Genomic DNA, 17,261 nt, shown 5'->3' with positions numbered 1-17,261 from the left:
TAACTCCCTTTAGTTTATGCTGGGTGGCATACGCTATCTTCGCTGCAGTGTTTAAGAAGCGCTATAACAGGTTCTCCAGCTTTTGGCATCCAGACTTTTTCGGGTTCTGGGCAGATTACTCTTATTGCAGATTCCTCACTTGCCATATATACAGTATCGCCGTTAACTGCTGCAACAAAAGGTCTTAACTTGATTCTATCGTTAAAGCCGATTACTCCATCCTTAAAGGCAAACAGCATTGCAAATGGTCCGTTTAGCATTGCGGGGGCGTAGATCATCCTTATCATCTTTGCCATTTCGTAGAGCTCTTCCTCTCCGCGCTCCTTGTAGTATTCAATATCCTTCCAGAAAGGAGCTGCCATTGCTGCAAATACGGCCTTTATTGGAAGCTTGTGTTTCCTGAAGAGGAGATCAAAGATGTAAGCAGCAACTTCTGTATCGGTTAAGAGCGTACACTTGTAGCCGAACATTTCTACGTAACGTTTGTTCGTTCCGTAAGAGGTTATCTCACCGTTGTGGACGATTGCCCAGTCAAGAAGAGTGAATGGGTGAGCTCCGCCCCACCATCCGGGAGTGTTTGTGGGGAAACGGGTGTGAGCAAGCCAGATGTAACCTTCATACTCTTTTATCTCAAAGAAGTCTCCTATCTCGTCGGGGTGACCTACCCCTTTAAAAGCTCCCATGTTTTTTCCACTTGAGATAACGTAAGCGCCTTTTACTCCATCGTTTATCGTCATAACGGCTCTAACAACGAGGTCTTCTTCTGTCTCCATTGGGAGCTTTGCTTCTTCCTTAGGTTCAACGAAGTACCTGTAGAATACGGGAGGTTTCGTTTTTTTGTAGAGGGAAGGTACACTTTTTGTAGGTATTATTTCCTTCTTTACTACTTTAAAGAACCTGTTGAGAACTGCGTTTACTTCGGACTCGTAGTTAATATCGTCAAGCATTACGTGGAAGGCGTAGTATTCAGCCATCTCTGGGTATATGCCGTAGGCGGCATACCCAGCTCCCATACCGTTTCCACGCTCTTTCATAGATGTGATGGAGTCGTATATGAACTTTCCGGAAATTTTTTTGCCGTCCCTATTTACAATCCCGGCAAGGCCGCAACCGGACATTTCGCTGTAGCAAGCCATTACACAGCCCTCCAGTCTTTGTAAGCCGTTTTGTCCTCTACGAGTTTCTCCTTTCTCCACTCTTGTGGCAGGTCAACAAGTCCAAAGTCTAAGGAGACGAGCCTGTCTTTTATGCCAGATACGTCTATCCTCTGCCTTATGAGGTTTGTGAGAATTCCAACCCTGTCTATCTCACCTATTGCAACAAAGCCAACAAGCCTGTTATCCTTGATAATTGCCTTTCTGTAGTAACCTTTCTTCTCAAACTGGTCGTTGAGAATGACTTCGTAAGAGTCGTCTGGAGGTTCAACAATTCCGGCGTTAAGGACGGGCTTTTCAAGGAACTTGAGAGAATTAAGAGGAAGTCCTCCAAGGTATTCCATTTTCTTGCCGGCCATGTTTAGACCGGCTACGAACCCCTGTTCAAAGGCAAGCGGGAAAAGTGGAAGGGGTTTCCTCTGTCCGTCCGTTATGTCAAGACACTCTATACAGTCGCCGGCGGCGTAGATGTCTGGAACGTTTGTCGCCATGTGGTCATCTGTAACTATACCTCTGTTGACCTCAACACCTGCCGTTTTTGCAAGTTCTACATTTGGCCTTACGCCGATAGCTACAACAACGGCGTCGGCCCTTAGCACGTCGCCGCTCTTAAGGGTTACGCTTGTAACTTTTTCATCGCCTTCAATTCTTTCAACGGTGTTGTTAAATATGAAGTTGACGCCCTTATCCCTTAGCATCTTTTCAACGATTTCAGAGCCCCTCTTGTCAAGGGCTTTGCCAAGTACCCTGTCAAGGAGCTCCACAACCGTTACGTTTATTCCTATCTCCCTTAAGAAGTAAGCTACTTCAAGGCCTATAAATCCTGAACCTATTATGATGACTTCTTTAACGTTGTTTTCCTTTATGTATTCCTTAAAGGCTTTAGCTGAGCCAAGCTCCGTAAATGTAAACACTCCTTTTTTATCGCTTCCCTCAATTGGTGGAACGAACGGAACTGCTCCTGTTGAAATTAGGAGCTTGTCGTAAGGAACGAGCTCCCCTGAATCAAGAACAACTACCTTTGACTCAGGGTTTATGCTAATTGCCTTGTGACCGAGTATCTGGGTTACTCCGTTTTCTTCAAAGAACTTCTCGTCCCTGTATAGGAGCTTTTCTTCCGGGAAGTCAACGAGGACATCGGCAATCATAGGTTTGGAGTAGCACCTATCCTCGTAGGAGATAACGACAATCTCGTTCTCTTTGTCAACTTTCCTGATTCCCGTTATGCAGCCTACCGCTGCTGCGCTGTTACCGACTATGACGTATCTCATTTCCTCGCTCCTTACCTTTCAAAGTCGTAAATGAGAGCTCTATTGGGACAAGCCTCAACGCAGGCAGGAAATCCTCTTTCTTCACAGAGGTCGCACTTGAAAGAATGCTTCCTTTCAACGAACGGGTGAGCAGCGCCGAAGGGACATACAAGAACGCAGTTCCAGCACCCCACGCACTTATCCTCATCCAAGTTCACTTTGCCGTTTTTGTCAACCGTTATGGCGCCAGAGATGCAGGCGTCAAAACAGAACGGGTGCTTACAGTGGCGGCACATTACAGAGAGTGAAACAGCTCCTTTTACCTCTACAGTAGGTCTTGGCTTTAGACCCTCAAGCTTGTAGGCCTTTACGGGGTCCTGAGACTCGCTGTGAACCATTGTGCAGGCTACTTCGCAGTAGCGACAGGAGATACAGTTTTCCTCTATTGGGTATACCTTCATTAACTTTCTCTTCTTTCCAGACATTTCCACCTCTCCTACATTCCGGCAGGTAGAACGCCGAGGATTTTGTTTTCCTGTTCTGTAAGTCCCCAGCTCCTAAGCCTTAGCCTGTTGCCCTTAATGCTCTCTATGGCGTTTATACCCATTGCTCCGAGGAGCTCCTTAATATCGTGTGCCCAAGCTCTAAGGAGGTTGTAGAGGTTTTCTGCAACGATATCGGGGTTAAGCCTTTTGGCAAGTTTCGGGTCGTTAGTGGTTATACCCCAAGCGCACCTTCCGGTGTGGCACTGCTGACACTGGGTACATCCGGCGGCAATCTTTGCAACCGTTCCAATGTAAACAGCGTCAGCTCCAAGAGCTATCGCCTTCAGGACGTCAACGGCGCTTCTAAAACCTCCGGCCGCTATGAGAGAAACTTCGTTCCTTAAACCTTCTTTCCTGAGCCTGTCGTCAACGGCTGCTATTGCAAGTTCTATTGGGATTCCAACGTGGTCCCTTAAGGATTTAGGAGTAGCTCCAGTTCCACCCCTTACACCGTCAATTGCAATGGCGTCTGCGCCTGCGTGGGCGATACCGCAAGCAATTGCTGCAACGTTGTGAACTGCGGCAATCTTTACAAAGACGGGCTTTTCGTAGTTTGTAGCCTCTTTGAGGGCGTAGATGAGCTGTCTTAGGTCCTCAATTGAGTAGATGTCGTGGTGTGGAGCAGGTGAAATGGCGTCAGAACCGACGGGAATCATACGGGTTTCGGCAATTCCTTCGTTTACCTTCTCACCGGGGAGATGTCCACCAATTCCCGGCTTTGCACCCTGTCCAATCTTTATTTCAATTGCGGCAGACGTTTCAAGGTAATCAAGGTCAACGCCGAACCTTCCGGAGGCTACCTGAACAATTGTGCAGTCTTTATACTCCTTTAAGGACTTGTGGAGGCCACCCTCTCCTGTATTCCAGAGAGTTCCAAACTCCTTGGCGGCCCTTGCCATAGCTTTTTGAAGGTTGAGGTTGATAGAACCGTAGGACATTGCAGAGAAGATAACGGGAATCTCAAGTTCAAGCTGTTTCCCAATCTTCGTCTTTATGTTAATACCATCCTCGTCAAACTGGATGTCGTCCCTCTTCCTGCCGATAAAGGTCTTTAACTCCATAGGTTCCCTTAGTGGGTCAATCGGAGGGTTTGTAACCTGACAGGCGTCAAGGAGGAGGTGGTCAAAGTAGTTCCTTATTGGCTTGTCGTTTCCTGTGGATGTGAGGATTACAGCTCCGGTGAGCATCTGTGTGTGAATGTCCCTTATTGCCTCCGCCGTCCAGTTGGCATCTGGGTGGAAGGTAGAGGGATTTTTTACCACCTTGATTGCGTCTGTAGGGCAGAAGGCCTCACACCTTTTGCAGTTTACACAGTTTTCGTGGTGGTTCATTATCGCGTCAAGGTCTTCGTCGTAGTAGGTGGCGTTAAATGAGCACTGGTCAACGCAGGACTTACAGCGCACGCACTTGTAGTCGTCTCTTAAGACCATGAAAGGGTAAAAAGCAACCTGTGGCTTTTTAAAGAGCATGGTCTATACCCCCAAAAGTGGTGGAAGTATTTTACTAAAAATTTCTAATTGAACGAATGAAGGTCAGATAAAGAGCAGAAAACTTGTGTGGGTGATTATAAGAGGATACTATAATTTCCAACAAACTGGTTGAAGGAGAAAGATGGCGTACGTAGCAATACCGAGAAAGTACAGGCCGACGAAATTTTCAGAGGTTACCGGTCAGGAGTTCATAACAGAAACTCTCAGGAACGCTATAAAAACGGGAAGGGTATCCCACGCCTACATCTTTGCCGGTCCAAGGGGAGTAGGTAAAACGACAACTGCAAGGATTGTGGCAAAGGCCTTAAACTGTGAAAACCCTTTTGAGGGAGAACCCTGTAACGAGTGTCCAAACTGTATTGAAATAGCCAAGGGAGCTTTCCCGGACGTTATAGAAGTGGACGCTGCAACAAACAGGGGTATAGACCAGATAAGGGAGCTCCGCGAGTCCGTCCACTATGCCCCTGCTAAAGGGAAGAAGAAGGTCTACATCATAGACGAATTCCACATGCTTACAAAGGAGGCCTTTAACGCCCTCCTTAAGACCCTTGAAGAGCCTCCTGAGCACGTTGTCTTCATCCTCGCTACAACGGAGATTGACAAGATTCCTCCGACAATACTCTCAAGGTGCCAGAAGTTCATCTTCCGAAAGATTCCAAAAGAGTTAATGGTTGAAACTTTAAAAGACATCTGCACGAAGGAGAATGTAGAGTTTGAGGAGGAAGCCCTTCACCTGATTGCTATTGCCTCTGAAGGGTGTATGAGGGACGCAGAAAGCCTCCTTGACCAAGCGATAGCCCTTGGAGGAGGAAAAGTTAGGGCTAAGGAGGTTTCTGAGTTCCTTGGCGTTTTAACTGTAAGGGACATCCTTGACCTCCTTAAACTTGCCTTCTCCGGAGATAAGCAGGCCTTAAGGGAGAGGTTAAAGAAACTTGAGGCCAGCGGTTACAATCCCCTCTTCGTCCTTAGACAGCTCCTTGAAGTTGTTGAGAGGGAGTTTTTACAGGGTGGAGAGTTTACAGAAGAGGAAATGGTAGCGGCCTTTAGGATTCTCTCCAACGCCCACAGGGAGGTTGCCTTTCATCCCTATCCTTACATGGCGCTCTTTTTCCACCTGTATAAGCTCTCCTACTTTAAGGAGCTAAAGAGGATAGAGGAGATTCTTCAGGGAAACGTTAGCGTTACGCTTGGAGCTCCGCCGCCAGAAAAAAAAACTGAACTGAATACTTCATTTGTTGATAGGTATATCAAGGAAGTTCGCGATTTAGGGGAAGTGGTAGAGGTTGTTCCAAGGAACTCGGTAGCCTATAGGGTCTTATCCGATAGACTGAGCGAGCTTGAGAAGAAATTTGGAAAGAGGGTAAAGCTCATTGAGGTAAAGGCTGAACAGAAAAGGAAGGAGTTGAAGCTTTCTCCTGAATCTAACGAGAAGATAAACAAGATAGCTAACATGTTTGGAGCGAAAATAATTTCCTTAGAGCCTTTAGAGGGGAGATGAGAGTTCTAATCGTTGATGACGAGAGAAGTATCAGGGAAACCCTGAGGGAAATTCTTGAAGAGGAAGGTTTTGAGGTATTTACGGAGGAGATAGGTACTAAAGTTCTGGAAAGGCTTTCAGAGCTTGAACCCGATATCCTGATTCTTGACCTTTTCTTACCGGGAACTTCTGGCATGGAAGTTCTCAAAACACTTCACGAAGAGGGGCTAACCCAGAAAATAGCCGTAATCATAGTTTCCGGTCATGGCACTGTTGAAACTTCGGTAAAGGCCATGAAACTCGGCGCCTTTGACTTTATAGAAAAACCGATTAAGTACGATAAGCTCCTTTCAGTGATAGAGAGTGCCCGCTCTTTCCTATCCGGTCAGAGGTTAGATAGTAGAGCTCTCTCTGAATTTTTAGAACTCCCTTTAAAAAAGGCAAGGGAGGAGTTTGAGAAACTCTACATCCTTGAAGTTCTCAAAAAATTTAACGGAGACCTTAAAAAGGCGGCAGCTTTCATGGAGATAGATATATCTAACCTATATAGGAAAATTAATAAGTACGGACTCAACCACCATTAAAGCGGGAAAAGCCTTGGATTGGATTAGGGAAGAGCTTGAAAGCCTTAGAGAAAGACACCTCTTCCGCGTCCTAAGAACCCTTTCCACACCTCAAGGAAAGGAAGTAGTTATAAACGGCAAGAGGCTCATTAACTTCTCCTCAAACGATTACTTGGCCCTTGCAAAAAACTATAGCCCTGAGTGTTTAAGGGAGTGGGGAGCTGGTTCAGGTGCCTCAAGGCTCGTCTGTGGCAACTTTGCCGTTCACGAGGAACTTGAAGAAAAACTTGCCAAGCTGAAAAAGACCGAGAGTTCCCTCCTTTTCTCCTCCGGCTACATGGCAAACGTTGGGGTTATCTCTACCCTCGTTAAGGAGGGAGACCTGATACTCTCTGATGAGCTCAACCACGCCTCAATCATAGACGGCTGTAGGCTATCAAAGGCAACCGTTAAGGTTTATCCCCATAAAGACCTTGAGACTCTTGAATTTATCCTCTCAAAGGAGAGGAAGAACTATCGGCGCTGCCTCATCGTTACCGATTCAGTTTTCAGTATGGACGGCGATATAGCGCCTCTTGAAGGACTTTTCCGCCTTAAGAACGAATATGAGGCAGTTCTCCTTATAGACGATGCCCACGCCACAGGAGTTGTCGGCTGGTCGTCACTGGAGCTCTTTAACCTTACTCCCGACGAATCAACGGTTATTATCGGAACTCTCGGTAAAGCTCTTGGAACCTTCGGAGCTTTCGTCTGTGGAACGAAACTTTTAAAGGACTACTTAATAAACAGGTGTAGAACCTTTATCTTTACAACTGCTCTCCCGCCGGCAATAGCCTGTCAGACTTTAAAGAACCTGAAACTTGTCCCAGAGAGGATGAGAGCTCTAAGGGAAAAGATAGACTTTTTTAGGAAACTCACGGGGATTGACTCCCAGTCGGCGATATTTCCCTTTATCACGGGGAGTGAGGAGAGAGCTCTTAAACTTTCAGAGTATCTTTTAAGAGAAGGTTACCTTGTTCCTGCCATAAGACCTCCTACAGTTAAGGAGAGCAGGCTCAGGATTACCATCAACTACGAACACACGGAAGAAGAACTGAAAAGGTTGTGGGAATTAGTATCTTCGTTCAGTGAGAAGCCTTAGTGGGGTGTCTGGTAAAATCCCGCATGGACTTAACTCTTGGAGGGTTGGGTTGAAAGAGAGAATTCTTGAAGCTGCCGAAAAAGTTTTCTCGGAGAAAGGTTTTTATGAAGCGAAGATAACAAAGATAGCAGAGGAAGCTGGCGTCTCTGTGGGAACTATTTATAGGTTTTATAGGAGTAAGGAAGAACTTTATAGCGAGGTTATTAGGAAGAAGCTTAAGGAGATGGAAAGGGAGGTTGAGGAAGCTGTTGAAGGGAAATCGCCCTTGGAAGCTCTTGAAGCTTACGTTAACACGGTTGTTGATTTCTTTTCAAGGGAGAGAGATTTCTTTGAGATATTTATGAGGGAGCTGGGGAGCTCCTTCATTATAGACACAGAGAGGTTTAACCTTTCGGACTGGTACAAGGACTACGTCCGTAAGTTTTCTGGTATTATAGAGAGAGGAATTGCGGAAGGAACTTTTAAGGAGCTGGACCCAGAAGGAGTTTTCCTCCTTATTTCTGGAGCTCTGGCAAACATTGATTACTTCCGGCTCAAAGGGTTCCTCTCTATAGAGCCTGAGGAGGTTAAAAAGCTTGTTCTTGAAGTCGTTCTTTCTGGGCTTCTTGACAATGAGCGTTAGCGAGTCTAATTTTGGAACTGTAGTGAACGGTGATTCACTGTTCAGAAGGGGTCTAAGATGAAAAAGTTCTCTTCTCTCGTGGGTATCCTTTTGATAGGAGCGCTTACCTTTTGGCTTGGTCGCTACTTCTATCTGCGCCAGATTTACGTTATAACCGATAACGCCTTTCAGATGGCTGATGTTGTAACGGTTTCCACTCAGGATGTTTCCGGCAAAATAGTTGCGATGAACGCCAAGGAGTACGATTCTGTAAAGAAAGGTGATGTTCTCTTTAAGGTTGACGATTCCGTTTATAGAAAAAACTACGAGGAGCTAAAGGAAAGGCTCTCTGCACTTGTCGCCTCTAAGGAGAGGCTCTTAGAGGAGCTTAAGAGAACAGAAGAGCAGTTACCTCTTCAAGTGGAAATTGTCCGTGCGAAGCTAAGAGCTCTACAGGAGAAACTAAACCAGCTCAAGAAACAAAAGGAGATTGCCCAAGTAAGCTATGAAACGTCTGTTGAAAAGGCTAAGAGCTCCCTTAAAGCCGCTCAAGAAGCCGTTAAGGCTGCAGAAACTTTCTTAAAGAGCTCCAAGAACAAATATGAGAGGTATTCGCGTTTATATAAGAAGAGAGTAATCTCCAAAGAGCAGTTTGAAGAGGTGGAAAACCTCTACAAAAAGGCTAAGGCTGACTACGCTGCGGCCCTTTCACGTTTAGAAGCTGCTAAAGAGGACCTAAAGCTTGCAGAGTCTACTTCCTTAAAGGTTGGAATAGTTGAAAGGCAGATAAGAGAGCTTGAAGAAGAGAAGAGAGCTCTCCGTGAGAACTTGAAAGTTTCAGAGGCAGACTTAAGGAAGATAGAAGAGCTAAAGAAGAGCATTGAACAACTTTCCGCCCAGATAAGGGCTACTGAAAAAGCCCTTGAGAAGGCAAAGATTCTCCTCTCCCATACGGAAGTTAGATCTCCCGTTTCAGGCCTTGTTGCTAAAAAGTGGAGGGAGATTGGTGATTTCGTTTCACCGGGACTGCCAGTTTACTCTGTCTATGATCCTTCCACCTTTTACGTCCTTGCCTGGATAGACGAGGATAAGGCCTCGTATGTAAAGGCTGGAAGTCCTGTAAAGGCAGTTCTTGAAGCGTGCGGGAGGGAACTAAAGGGGAAAGTTTCTTCTGTTGGCGTTTCTGCCGGCTCTATCTTTTCCCTCATTCCAAGGGATACGTCTCAAGGAGAGTATACCCGCGTGACTCAACGGGTACCAGTGAAAATCCTTCTTGACGGAGTTCCTCCAGAGTGCATCAAGCCGGGAACAAACGTCACAGTTTACATAAAGAGGTAGCCTTGGAGAGGCGTCTCATTGTTATCTCTGTCCTTATAGTTGCCGGTATGTTCATGACTCTCCTTGACACAACCATTGTTGACATTGTTCTTCCCCACATGATGAGCGCCTTTGAGGCAGAGCCCGACGATATCCAGTGGGTCATAACCTCCTATATGATTGCCTCTGCCGTTGCTATGCCAGTAGTTGGGTGGCTTGGTGGGAAACTGGGACACAGGAATACGTACCTTCTCGGGATAGCTCTCTTTACCGTTATGAGTGCTGTTTGCGGCATAGCTCCGAACCTTGAGACAATGATTGCTGGAAGGGTTCTTCAGGGCGTAGGAGAAGGAATTGCCGTTCCGATGACAATGACCCTTCTTTTTGAGCTCTACCCGCCAGAAAAGCGTGGAATGGCTATGGGAATGTTTGCCCTCGGAGCAACTTTTGGTCCTTCCTTAGGGCCTACACTTGGAGGATACCTTTCAGAGCACTTGAGCTGGCGCTGGGTCTTTTACGTCAACCTTTTGCCGGGAGTTCTCGTAATTTACCTTCTGATGCTTTTGATGAAGGATGATAGAAAAGAGCACAGAGGAGATGAAAAACTTGACGTTATTGGCTTTGCACTGCTTTCTGTTTCACTGGCTTCGCTTATAACTGCCCTTTCTAAGGGTAATGACTGGGGATGGAGCGACGAAAGGACGGTAGTGCTCCTTTACGTCGCGGCGGTTACGGCGATTCTTTTCATTTATTACGAGTTAAGGACAGGTAACCCCCTTGTGAACTTAGAACTCTTTAGGTATCGCTTCTTTAGCTTCCCGGTTCTTTCTCTTGCGCTGTTTGGAATGGGAGTTTACGCATCATACTTTTTGCTCCCCCTCTACCTTGAGAAACTAAGGGGCTTTCCTACAGTAGATGCAGGAGAAATACTCTTTTTCCCAGCAGCTACGACTGGTATTGTAAGTCTCATTGTAGGTTTTCTCTTAGACAGAAAGCTCTTAAGTTACAAAACATCTATAATCGTAGGAATTCTCGTCTTTACTCTTGGAACTTACATCCAGTCAAGGCTTGACCTTGATATGAGTAAGACCCAGATAATCCTTCTTCTCCTTCCTTGGGGAGCGGGAATGGGATTCTTCTTCCCGGCGCTTTCGCAGATTTCCCTGGGGAACTTCCAAGGGGAGCTCCTAAGACAGGCCTCTGCCCTTCAGAACCTTTTAAGGCTTGTTGGTGGTAGCGTTGGGACGGCAATTTCCACCTACATTCTCATCTCCTCTCAGTCTGGTCACCTCCTAAGAATGGGAGAAAAAGTTTCACCTTACTCTCCTCAAGTTACAGAATTCCTTTCAGGTTGGAAACAGTTCCTCTACTACGCCCGTTCAACAGCGGAAGGCTTGCTTAGCGTAAAAGCTAAGGCCGTTATGGGTATGCTTTTCCAAAAAGCTGCCTACTGGCACTCCTTTGGAGATGCATTCTTCTTTGCGACTATTTGCGGTATCCTGACGTTGATACCTGCTCTTTTAATAGGTAAAACCTTTGAGGGAGTTAAAAGTTGAGGTTTTTAGCGTTTTTACTGGCTTTCTTGGTACCCTTTACGGTGAAGGCAGATACTCTTTCTACTATCGTTAAAGCTGCTCTTGAGAACAATCCTGAAATAAAGAGAGCTCTGGAAGAGGAGAGAATCTCGGAGCTCCAGTACAGGGAGGCCATTGCAAACTTCCTTCCGGATATTAGCCTCCAGTACACGAGAACTTCTCTTTCTGACGTTCCCGGGTACTCAATGGCCTTTCCCGGCCTTCCCGCGACACGCTTTGAGATACTGGAAAGCAGCTTTTACGAGTTTAAGCTGAGTCTCAGGCAACCTCTTTTTACTGGCGGGAGGCTTTCTTTTGGTGTTAAGCTCAGAAAGGAGCTTAAAACTGCTACCTTTTATAGGTTTAAAGAAACCGTGCTAAAAGTTTTAACGGAAGTAAAAAAGGATTACTACTCGCTCCTTGAAGCAAAGTCTGCTGTAGAGATAGCTGAGAAGATCTTAGAATCTGCTAAGGAGCACTATAAAACGGTTAAAGCCTTCTACGACGAAGGAGTTGTTCCACGCAGAGATTTACTGGAAGCTGCCTTTAAGGTGAAGGAGGCAGAGGAGAACCTTGAGAGAGCGAAAAGTGCCTACAGGAAAACGTTAGAGAAGTTAAAAAAGGATACTGGTTACTCTTTGGAGAATATCCCTCTAGATGGAGAAAAGCTTGATTACGTTCCAGTTAAGCTGTCTGAAGAAGAGCTTATAGACTTAGCCCTTGAGAACAGGCCAATTATAAAGGCTCTTCAAGCTACCAAAAAGGGAGCAGATTACGGCGTTAAGCTTACCTATTCCCAGTTCTTGCCTGCCGTTTTCCTTAGTTTCTCCTATGATAGAACTGACCAGTACCCCGGAATAGGAACTTTTGATGCTTCTGCTGTTAGTGTTTTGGTTAACTTCCCGATTTTTCAGGGAGGAAAGCGCTTCTGGAAGTTAAAAGAAGCAAAGAGTAAGAAGAGGCAGGTAGAGCTTTCTCTTGAAGAGACTAAGCACGCTGTAAGACTTCAGGTTGTTGCTGCTCTTTCTTCCTTGAAGGCAGCAAAAGCGCGAGTAGAGGCGGCAGAGGCGATGGTAGAGGATGCGAAGGAGCTCCTCAAAACTTCAAGGGAACGTTACAGGGAACACGTTGGTACTTCTACAGAAGTTGTTGACGCCATAGCCTACCTTGCAAGGGCAGAAGGATTCCTAAACTCTGCTCTTGCTGACTATAACAGAGCTCTTGCAGAGCTTGAGTACGCTACAGGCGTTACCTTGAAAGGAGCTCCGTAAACATAAAGAGGTAGAAGGAAAGGAGTATGAAAAGGATAACGAGGACTGCAATTGCAGTCCCCATTATGTTTATAATCTTTTGGTACTTCTCCTCACCCATTACAGAATTCCCTTCTCCTTAAGGATTTCTTTAACTTCCTCGTTTTGGGCAGAAAATCTTTTAAGGAGCTCTATGAACTCCGCCTCGTTTAACATCTTTACGCCGAGTTTCTGAGCTTTCTGGTACTTTGAGCCGGGGTTTTTCCCGACAACGATGAAGCTGGTTTTCCTCGTAACGGAGTTTGTAGGGTTACCTCCGAGCAGTTCTATTATACGTTGAGCCTCTTTTCTTGTAAAGTGTTCAAGCTCTCCAGTGAAGACTACCCTCTGGCCTTCAAGGGGTTTGGGAAGTTCTCTTTCCTTTTCCTCTTCTTCTGTTCTCCTGAATAAAAATCCTGCCTCCTCAAGTTTCTTTATCATCTCTACGTTCTGTTCTGCCGCGAAGAAGTTCTTGATGCTTGTGGCTGTAACAGGGCCTATTCCGGGGATGCCTGCAAGCTCTATAAAGGTTGCGTTTTTTAGCTCTTCTATGTCTTTAAACTTTTGCGCAAGTAGCTGAGCAGTCTTTTCTCCTACGTGCCTTATTCCGAGGGCGGTGAGCTTCTTCCAGAAGGGAGCTCCTTTTGACTTCTCTATTTCTTTGAGGAGGTTCTCCGTCTTTTTAGAACCCCAACCGGGAAGCCTTAAAAGTTCCAGCATCCTCTTTCTCAGGTAGTAGAGGTCGGCTATTGAGCTAACGAGTTTCTTTTTGAGGAGGATGTTGGCCGTAGACTCTCCTAAGCCTCTTATGTCTAAGACTTTACCCCAGTAGATAAGGTGTTCTTTTAACTGGGCAGGACAGTTGATGTTTGGACACCGTGGAACTGCTTCGTCAAGTTCTCTGACGATTGGAGCTCCACATACCGGACAGTGCTCTGGAACGGTTATTGGTTTTTCCTCGCCAGTTCTCCTCTCCTTAACGGGGGCAACTATGTAGGGAATTGTTTCCCCTGCCCTTTCAACTAAAACGTAGTCCCCAATTCTTATGTCCTTCTGCCTTATGAGGTCTGGGTTAAAGAGGGACGCCCTTGAAACGATTACACCGCCGACTTCAACGGGTTCTAAGATTGCGACCGGGGTTAGAGCTCCCGTCCTTCCAACCTGCCAAACGACGTCAAGGAGTTTCGTTACTGCCTGCTTAGCCGGAAACTTGTAGGCCACTGCCCACCTTGGGTGGTGCATCGTTTCGCCGAGCTTTTCCCAGTCACAGATGTTGTTTACCTTAACGACCATTCCGTCGGCTTCAAAGTCCCAAGTTTCGCGCTCTTCCTGAGCCTTTAAGACGGTTTCTATTACTTCTTCAATGTTCTTACAGACCTTCTGAATGTGGGGAGTTTTGAAGCCGCACTCTGAAAGGATTTCAAGAACCTGTTTTTGGGTTTTTAGATCGTTGCACAGTTCTTTTGGTTCAGAGTAGAGGATTTGATAGGCGTAGCAGTCAAGGCCTCTCTTTGATACTTCAGTGGGGTTCTTTAACCTCAAAGTTCCTGCCGCCGCATTTCTTGGGTTTGCAAAGAGTGGAAGGCCTTTTTCTTCCCTTTCCCTGTTGAGCCTTCTAAAGACGCTTTTAGGCATTATCACTTCTGCTCTTATTGAGACTACTTTTATACCGAACTTGGAAAAGGGAGCTCTGAGGGGAATAGTTCTGATAGTTCTTACGTTTACGCTTATGTCTTCGCCCACAAAGCCATCTCCTCTCGTTACGCCCCTTTTCAGAACGTCGTCCTCATAGACCAGCTCAACGCTTGCGCCGTCAAACTTTGGCTCAACGATGTACTCCACATCCTCTTTCCCAAGGAGCTGCTTGACTTTCCTGTCCCACTCCCTTAAATCCTCCGGTGAGTAGGTGTTCTCTAAGGACGTCATTTCTGCTAAGTGTTTTACTTTCTCAAACTCGCCTGTAAAAGCGGGGGATATCCTCTGTGTAGGAGAGTCGGGAGTAACTACTTCAGGGTGTGCCTCCTCAATAGCCTCTAAAGCGTGGAAGAGCTTGTCGTACTGGTAGTCTGAAATAACGGGATTTGCCTGAACGTAGTATTTAAAGTCGTGGTATCTAATAACATTCCTCAGCTTTTCAGCTAATTCCTTAGCTTCCTGTAGGGATAGATTTTTCCAGTATTCTTTATCTTTACCTTCTACCTGCTTTAGGAGTTCATCGGTTAGCTGTAGGAGCTCCCTCTCTTCAGTAGTTGTATACATTCTCTCCTCCTACTAAGGAGTCTATTGCGAGCTTAAAAGTTATACCATTAAAGCAGCCAAAAGTTTATAATTTGCTAAAAATCTAACGGGAGTCGGGTAATGAGGAGAGTTGTAATTACGGGACTGGGCGTTGTTTCACCTGCGGGAAGTAACCTGAAGAAGTTCTGGGAGAACATAACTTCTGGTAAGTCTGCGGTCTCTAAGGTTACAAAATTTGACGTTTCTAATTTTCCCGTTCAGATTGCTGCAGAGGTAAAGGATTTTAACCCGCTTGATTACTTTGAGAAAAAGGATGTAAGGAAAACCGACCCCTTTATTCAGTTTGCTATGGGAGCTGCCGTTCAGGCGGTGAAGAGCGCCGGCCTTGAGGATTCAAATATTGACCCCGAAAGAGTTGGAGTCCTTATCGGTTCTGGAATTGGAGGAATTCATACCATAGAGACTCAGCACTCTGTTCTCCTTGAAAAAGGGCCAAAGAGAGTTTCTCCCTACTGTGTTCCTATGGAGATTATCAACATGGCCTCAGGCCTTGTTTCAATAAGGTTTGGCTTTAAAGGGCCTAACATTTCAGTTGTTACTGCCTGTGCTACCGGAACTCACGCAATTGGAGAGGCTTACAGGACAATTCTCTACGGCGATGCAGATGTAATGATTGCTGGTGGAGCAGAGAGTGCAATTACCCCCTTAGGTATTGCCAGTTTTGCAGCAGCAAGAGCTCTCTCAACAAGAAACGATGAGCCTGAAAAGGCAAGCAGGCCTTTTGAGAAGAACAGGGACGGTTTCGTAATGGGAGAAGGTGCTGGAATCGTCGTTCTTGAGGAGTACGAGCACGCGAAGAAGAGGGGAGCAGAGATACTTGCAGAGGTAGTTGGTTACGGAACGAGCGGTGACGCCTACCACATGACTGCTCCAGCTCCCGGCGGAGAGGGAGCTGCAAGAGCTATAAGGAACGCTCTGAAGGATGCAGGAGTATCCCCTGAGGACATTGACTACGTGAACGCCCACGGAACTTCTACTAAGTTCAACGACCTCTATGAAACGATGGCTATAAAAACGGTCTTTGGAGACCATGCCTACAAGCTCAAAGTGAGCAGTATTAAGTCAATGATAGGACACCTTTTAGGAGCTGCCGGAGGCGTAGAGACTATAGCAGCTGTTATGACCCTTAAAACGGGAATTATCCCACCTACGATAAACTACGAGGAGCCAGACCCTGAGTGTGACCTTGACTACGTTCCTAACGAGGCTATTGAGATGGACGTTAAGTACGTTCTCAAGAACTCCTTTGGATTTGGTGGAACGAACGCCTGCCTTGTCTTAAAGAAAGTTTAACGGGGTTTGGCTTGAACCACAGGCTCAAAGAGCTTGAGGAGAAGATAGGTTACAGGTTTAGGAATAGGGAGCTCCTCCTTAAAGCCCTTACCCACCGCTCCTTTGCCTTTGAGAAGGACACGAAAGAAAACTACGAAGTCCTTGAGTTCTTAGGTGATGCTGTTATCGGCCTTATTGTCAGTGAGGAGCTCATAAAGAGATTTCCAGATAAGTCTGAAGGGGAGCTCTCCCAGATAAGGGCCTACCTTGTTAGTGAATCCTCTCTTTCTGAGCTTGCAAAAACTGTAGACCTTGGCAACTACCTCCTTTTGGGAAAGGGAGAAAGACTTTCTGGGGGGAGGAAAAAGTCCTCCCTCCTCTGTGATGTTTTTGAGTCCCTCTTTGGGGCAATATACCTTGACGGTGGTTTTTACGAAGCAAGGAGAGTGTTCTTAGAGCGCTTTTTAAAAAAAATGTGGGAAATTTTAGAGAGCGCCGTAACCTACAAGGACTTTAAGAGCTACCTTCAGGAGATAACCCAGAGAGAGTTTAAGGTTATTCCTTCCTACGCTCTTATTAAGTCTGAAGGACCGGAGCACGACAAGACCTTTACAGTTGAGTGTAGGGTGAAGGAGCTCAGAACCGTTGCCTCCGGGAAATCCAAGAAAAGTGCTGAACAGCAGGCTGCTAAAGAGATGCTCAAAGCTCTGGGGGTAATTAATGAGGCTAACGGACCTTAATATACTCCTTGCCTCTTCCTCCCCAAGGAGAAGAGAAATCCTTTCAATGGTAGGGGTGAACTTTAGGGTAGTAAGGGCAAAAGCAGAAGAGAAACTCTACTCAACTCCAGTTGAAACAGCCGTAAAGAACGCTGAACAGAAAGTTCTGAGCGTAAAGAACGAGTTAAAAGATGGAGAGGTTGCCCTTTCTGCCGATACGATTGTTGTTCTTGGGGATGAAATACTCGGAAAGCCTGAAAGTAAAGAGGAAGCGGTAGAGTACCTAAAAAGACTTTCTGGCAGGTGGCATACAGTTATTACAGGATTTGCTCTTCTTTTCCCTAACGGAAAGCTGATTAGCTCTTTTGAGGAGAGTAGAGTTAAGTTTAAAAGACTTAGTCCTGAAGAGATAGAGTGGTACGTTTCTACGGGAGAGCCCCTTGATAAAGCGGGAGCTTACGGGATTCAGGGGATAGGAGCTCTCCTAATTGAGCGCATAGATGGAGACTTTTTTAACGTTATGGGTTTACCAATTAGTAGAATTTACGATATACTTATACTGGAATCTTAA

General features: G+C 46.0%; 16 protein-coding genes. 10 read left to right on the top strand and 6 right to left on the bottom strand.

Going from position 1 to position 17,261, the window contains the following annotated elements; genetic code table 11:
* Positions 1–14: 14 nt before the first annotated feature.
* Genes CLV27_RS01265 through CLV27_RS01250 form a run of 4 tightly spaced genes read right to left on the bottom strand, consistent with a single transcriptional unit; the run spans position 15 to position 4,418 of the window.
* On the bottom strand, positions 15–1,136 hold the full coding sequence (locus CLV27_RS01265; RefSeq protein WP_132525017.1) for a class II glutamine amidotransferase: 1,122 nt from the start codon (positions 1,134–1,136) through the stop codon (positions 15–17).
* Positions 1,136–2,425, bottom strand: coding sequence for an NAD(P)/FAD-dependent oxidoreductase (locus CLV27_RS01260; RefSeq protein WP_132525015.1), 1,290 nt, complete (start codon positions 2,423–2,425; stop codon positions 1,136–1,138). Before CLV27_RS01260 ends, CLV27_RS01265 begins: the two co-directional genes overlap by 1 nt.
* Positions 2,426–2,436: 11 nt before the next feature.
* Positions 2,437–2,889 (bottom strand): 4Fe-4S dicluster domain-containing protein, encoded by a 453-nt coding sequence (locus tag CLV27_RS01255; RefSeq protein WP_132525013.1) that lies wholly within the window; start codon positions 2,887–2,889, stop codon positions 2,437–2,439.
* Between the two features lie 11 nt (positions 2,890–2,900).
* On the bottom strand, positions 2,901–4,418 hold the full coding sequence (locus CLV27_RS01250) for a glutamate synthase-related protein (protein ID WP_132525011.1): 1,518 nt from the start codon (positions 4,416–4,418) through the stop codon (positions 2,901–2,903).
* 142 nt (positions 4,419–4,560) lie between these two features.
* On the opposite strand from CLV27_RS01250, the gene dnaX reads away from it, so the two are divergent.
* Genes dnaX through CLV27_RS01215 form a run of 7 tightly spaced genes read left to right on the top strand, consistent with a single transcriptional unit; the run spans position 4,561 to position 12,383 of the window.
* Positions 4,561–5,937: a DNA polymerase III subunit gamma/tau gene (gene dnaX / locus CLV27_RS01245; protein WP_132525009.1), complete on the top strand. Its 1,377-nt coding sequence runs from the start codon at positions 4,561–4,563 to the stop codon at positions 5,935–5,937.
* Positions 5,934–6,500: a response regulator gene (locus CLV27_RS01240; RefSeq protein WP_132525007.1), complete on the top strand. Its 567-nt coding sequence runs from the start codon at positions 5,934–5,936 to the stop codon at positions 6,498–6,500. Before dnaX ends, CLV27_RS01240 begins: the two co-directional genes overlap by 4 nt.
* Positions 6,501–6,513: 13 nt before the next feature.
* Positions 6,514–7,620, top strand: a complete 1,107-nt coding sequence (locus tag CLV27_RS01235; RefSeq protein ID WP_132525005.1) for an aminotransferase class I/II-fold pyridoxal phosphate-dependent enzyme — start codon at positions 6,514–6,516, stop codon at positions 7,618–7,620.
* A gap of 49 nt (positions 7,621–7,669) precedes the next feature.
* On the top strand, positions 7,670–8,242 hold the full coding sequence (locus CLV27_RS01230) for a TetR/AcrR family transcriptional regulator (protein ID WP_132525003.1): 573 nt from the start codon (positions 7,670–7,672) through the stop codon (positions 8,240–8,242).
* Between the two features lie 57 nt (positions 8,243–8,299).
* Complete coding sequence (locus CLV27_RS01225; RefSeq protein ID WP_132525001.1) at positions 8,300–9,559, top strand: HlyD family secretion protein; 1,260 nt, start codon at positions 8,300–8,302, stop codon at positions 9,557–9,559.
* Between the two features lie 2 nt (positions 9,560–9,561).
* Positions 9,562–11,094, top strand: a complete 1,533-nt coding sequence (locus CLV27_RS01220; protein WP_132524999.1) for a DHA2 family efflux MFS transporter permease subunit — start codon at positions 9,562–9,564, stop codon at positions 11,092–11,094.
* Entirely contained in the window at positions 11,091–12,383 is a 1,293-nt protein-coding gene (locus tag CLV27_RS01215; protein ID WP_132524997.1) for a TolC family protein, read from the top strand. Before CLV27_RS01220 ends, CLV27_RS01215 begins: the two co-directional genes overlap by 4 nt.
* Here CLV27_RS01215 and CLV27_RS08610 read toward each other — a convergent pair.
* Entirely contained in the window at positions 12,361–12,483 is a 123-nt protein-coding gene (locus tag CLV27_RS08610) for a hypothetical protein (RefSeq protein ID WP_274542978.1), read from the bottom strand. The two genes, CLV27_RS01215 and CLV27_RS08610, sit on opposite strands and share 23 nt — an antisense overlap.
* The gene (gene ligA, locus CLV27_RS01210; RefSeq protein WP_132524995.1) at positions 12,483–14,660 is read right to left on the bottom strand and encodes an NAD-dependent DNA ligase LigA; all 2,178 of its coding nucleotides are present in this window, start codon (positions 14,658–14,660) and stop codon (positions 12,483–12,485) included. Before ligA ends, CLV27_RS08610 begins: the two co-directional genes overlap by 1 nt.
* 99 nt (positions 14,661–14,759) lie before the next feature.
* On the opposite strand from ligA, the gene fabF reads away from it, so the two are divergent.
* The 3 genes from fabF to CLV27_RS01195 are packed head-to-tail and all read left to right on the top strand — an operon-like array spanning position 14,760 to position 17,261.
* Positions 14,760–15,992: a beta-ketoacyl-ACP synthase II gene (fabF, locus tag CLV27_RS01205; RefSeq protein WP_132524993.1), complete on the top strand. Its 1,233-nt coding sequence runs from the start codon at positions 14,760–14,762 to the stop codon at positions 15,990–15,992.
* Positions 15,993–16,003: 11 nt separating this feature from the next.
* Positions 16,004–16,711: a ribonuclease III gene (gene rnc / locus CLV27_RS01200; protein ID WP_132524991.1), complete on the top strand. Its 708-nt coding sequence runs from the start codon at positions 16,004–16,006 to the stop codon at positions 16,709–16,711.
* Positions 16,692–17,261: a nucleoside triphosphate pyrophosphatase gene (locus tag CLV27_RS01195; protein WP_132524989.1), complete on the top strand. Its 570-nt coding sequence runs from the start codon at positions 16,692–16,694 to the stop codon at positions 17,259–17,261. The genes rnc and CLV27_RS01195 overlap by 20 nt, the downstream gene beginning before the upstream one ends.

It is taken from the genome of Phorcysia thermohydrogeniphila (assembly GCF_004339575.1).
Lineage (GTDB): Bacteria > Aquificota > Aquificia > Desulfurobacteriales > Desulfurobacteriaceae > Phorcysia > Phorcysia thermohydrogeniphila.
The sequence above is the reverse complement of the archived record's forward strand: the minus strand, read 5'-3'. Positions and strand labels throughout refer to the sequence as shown.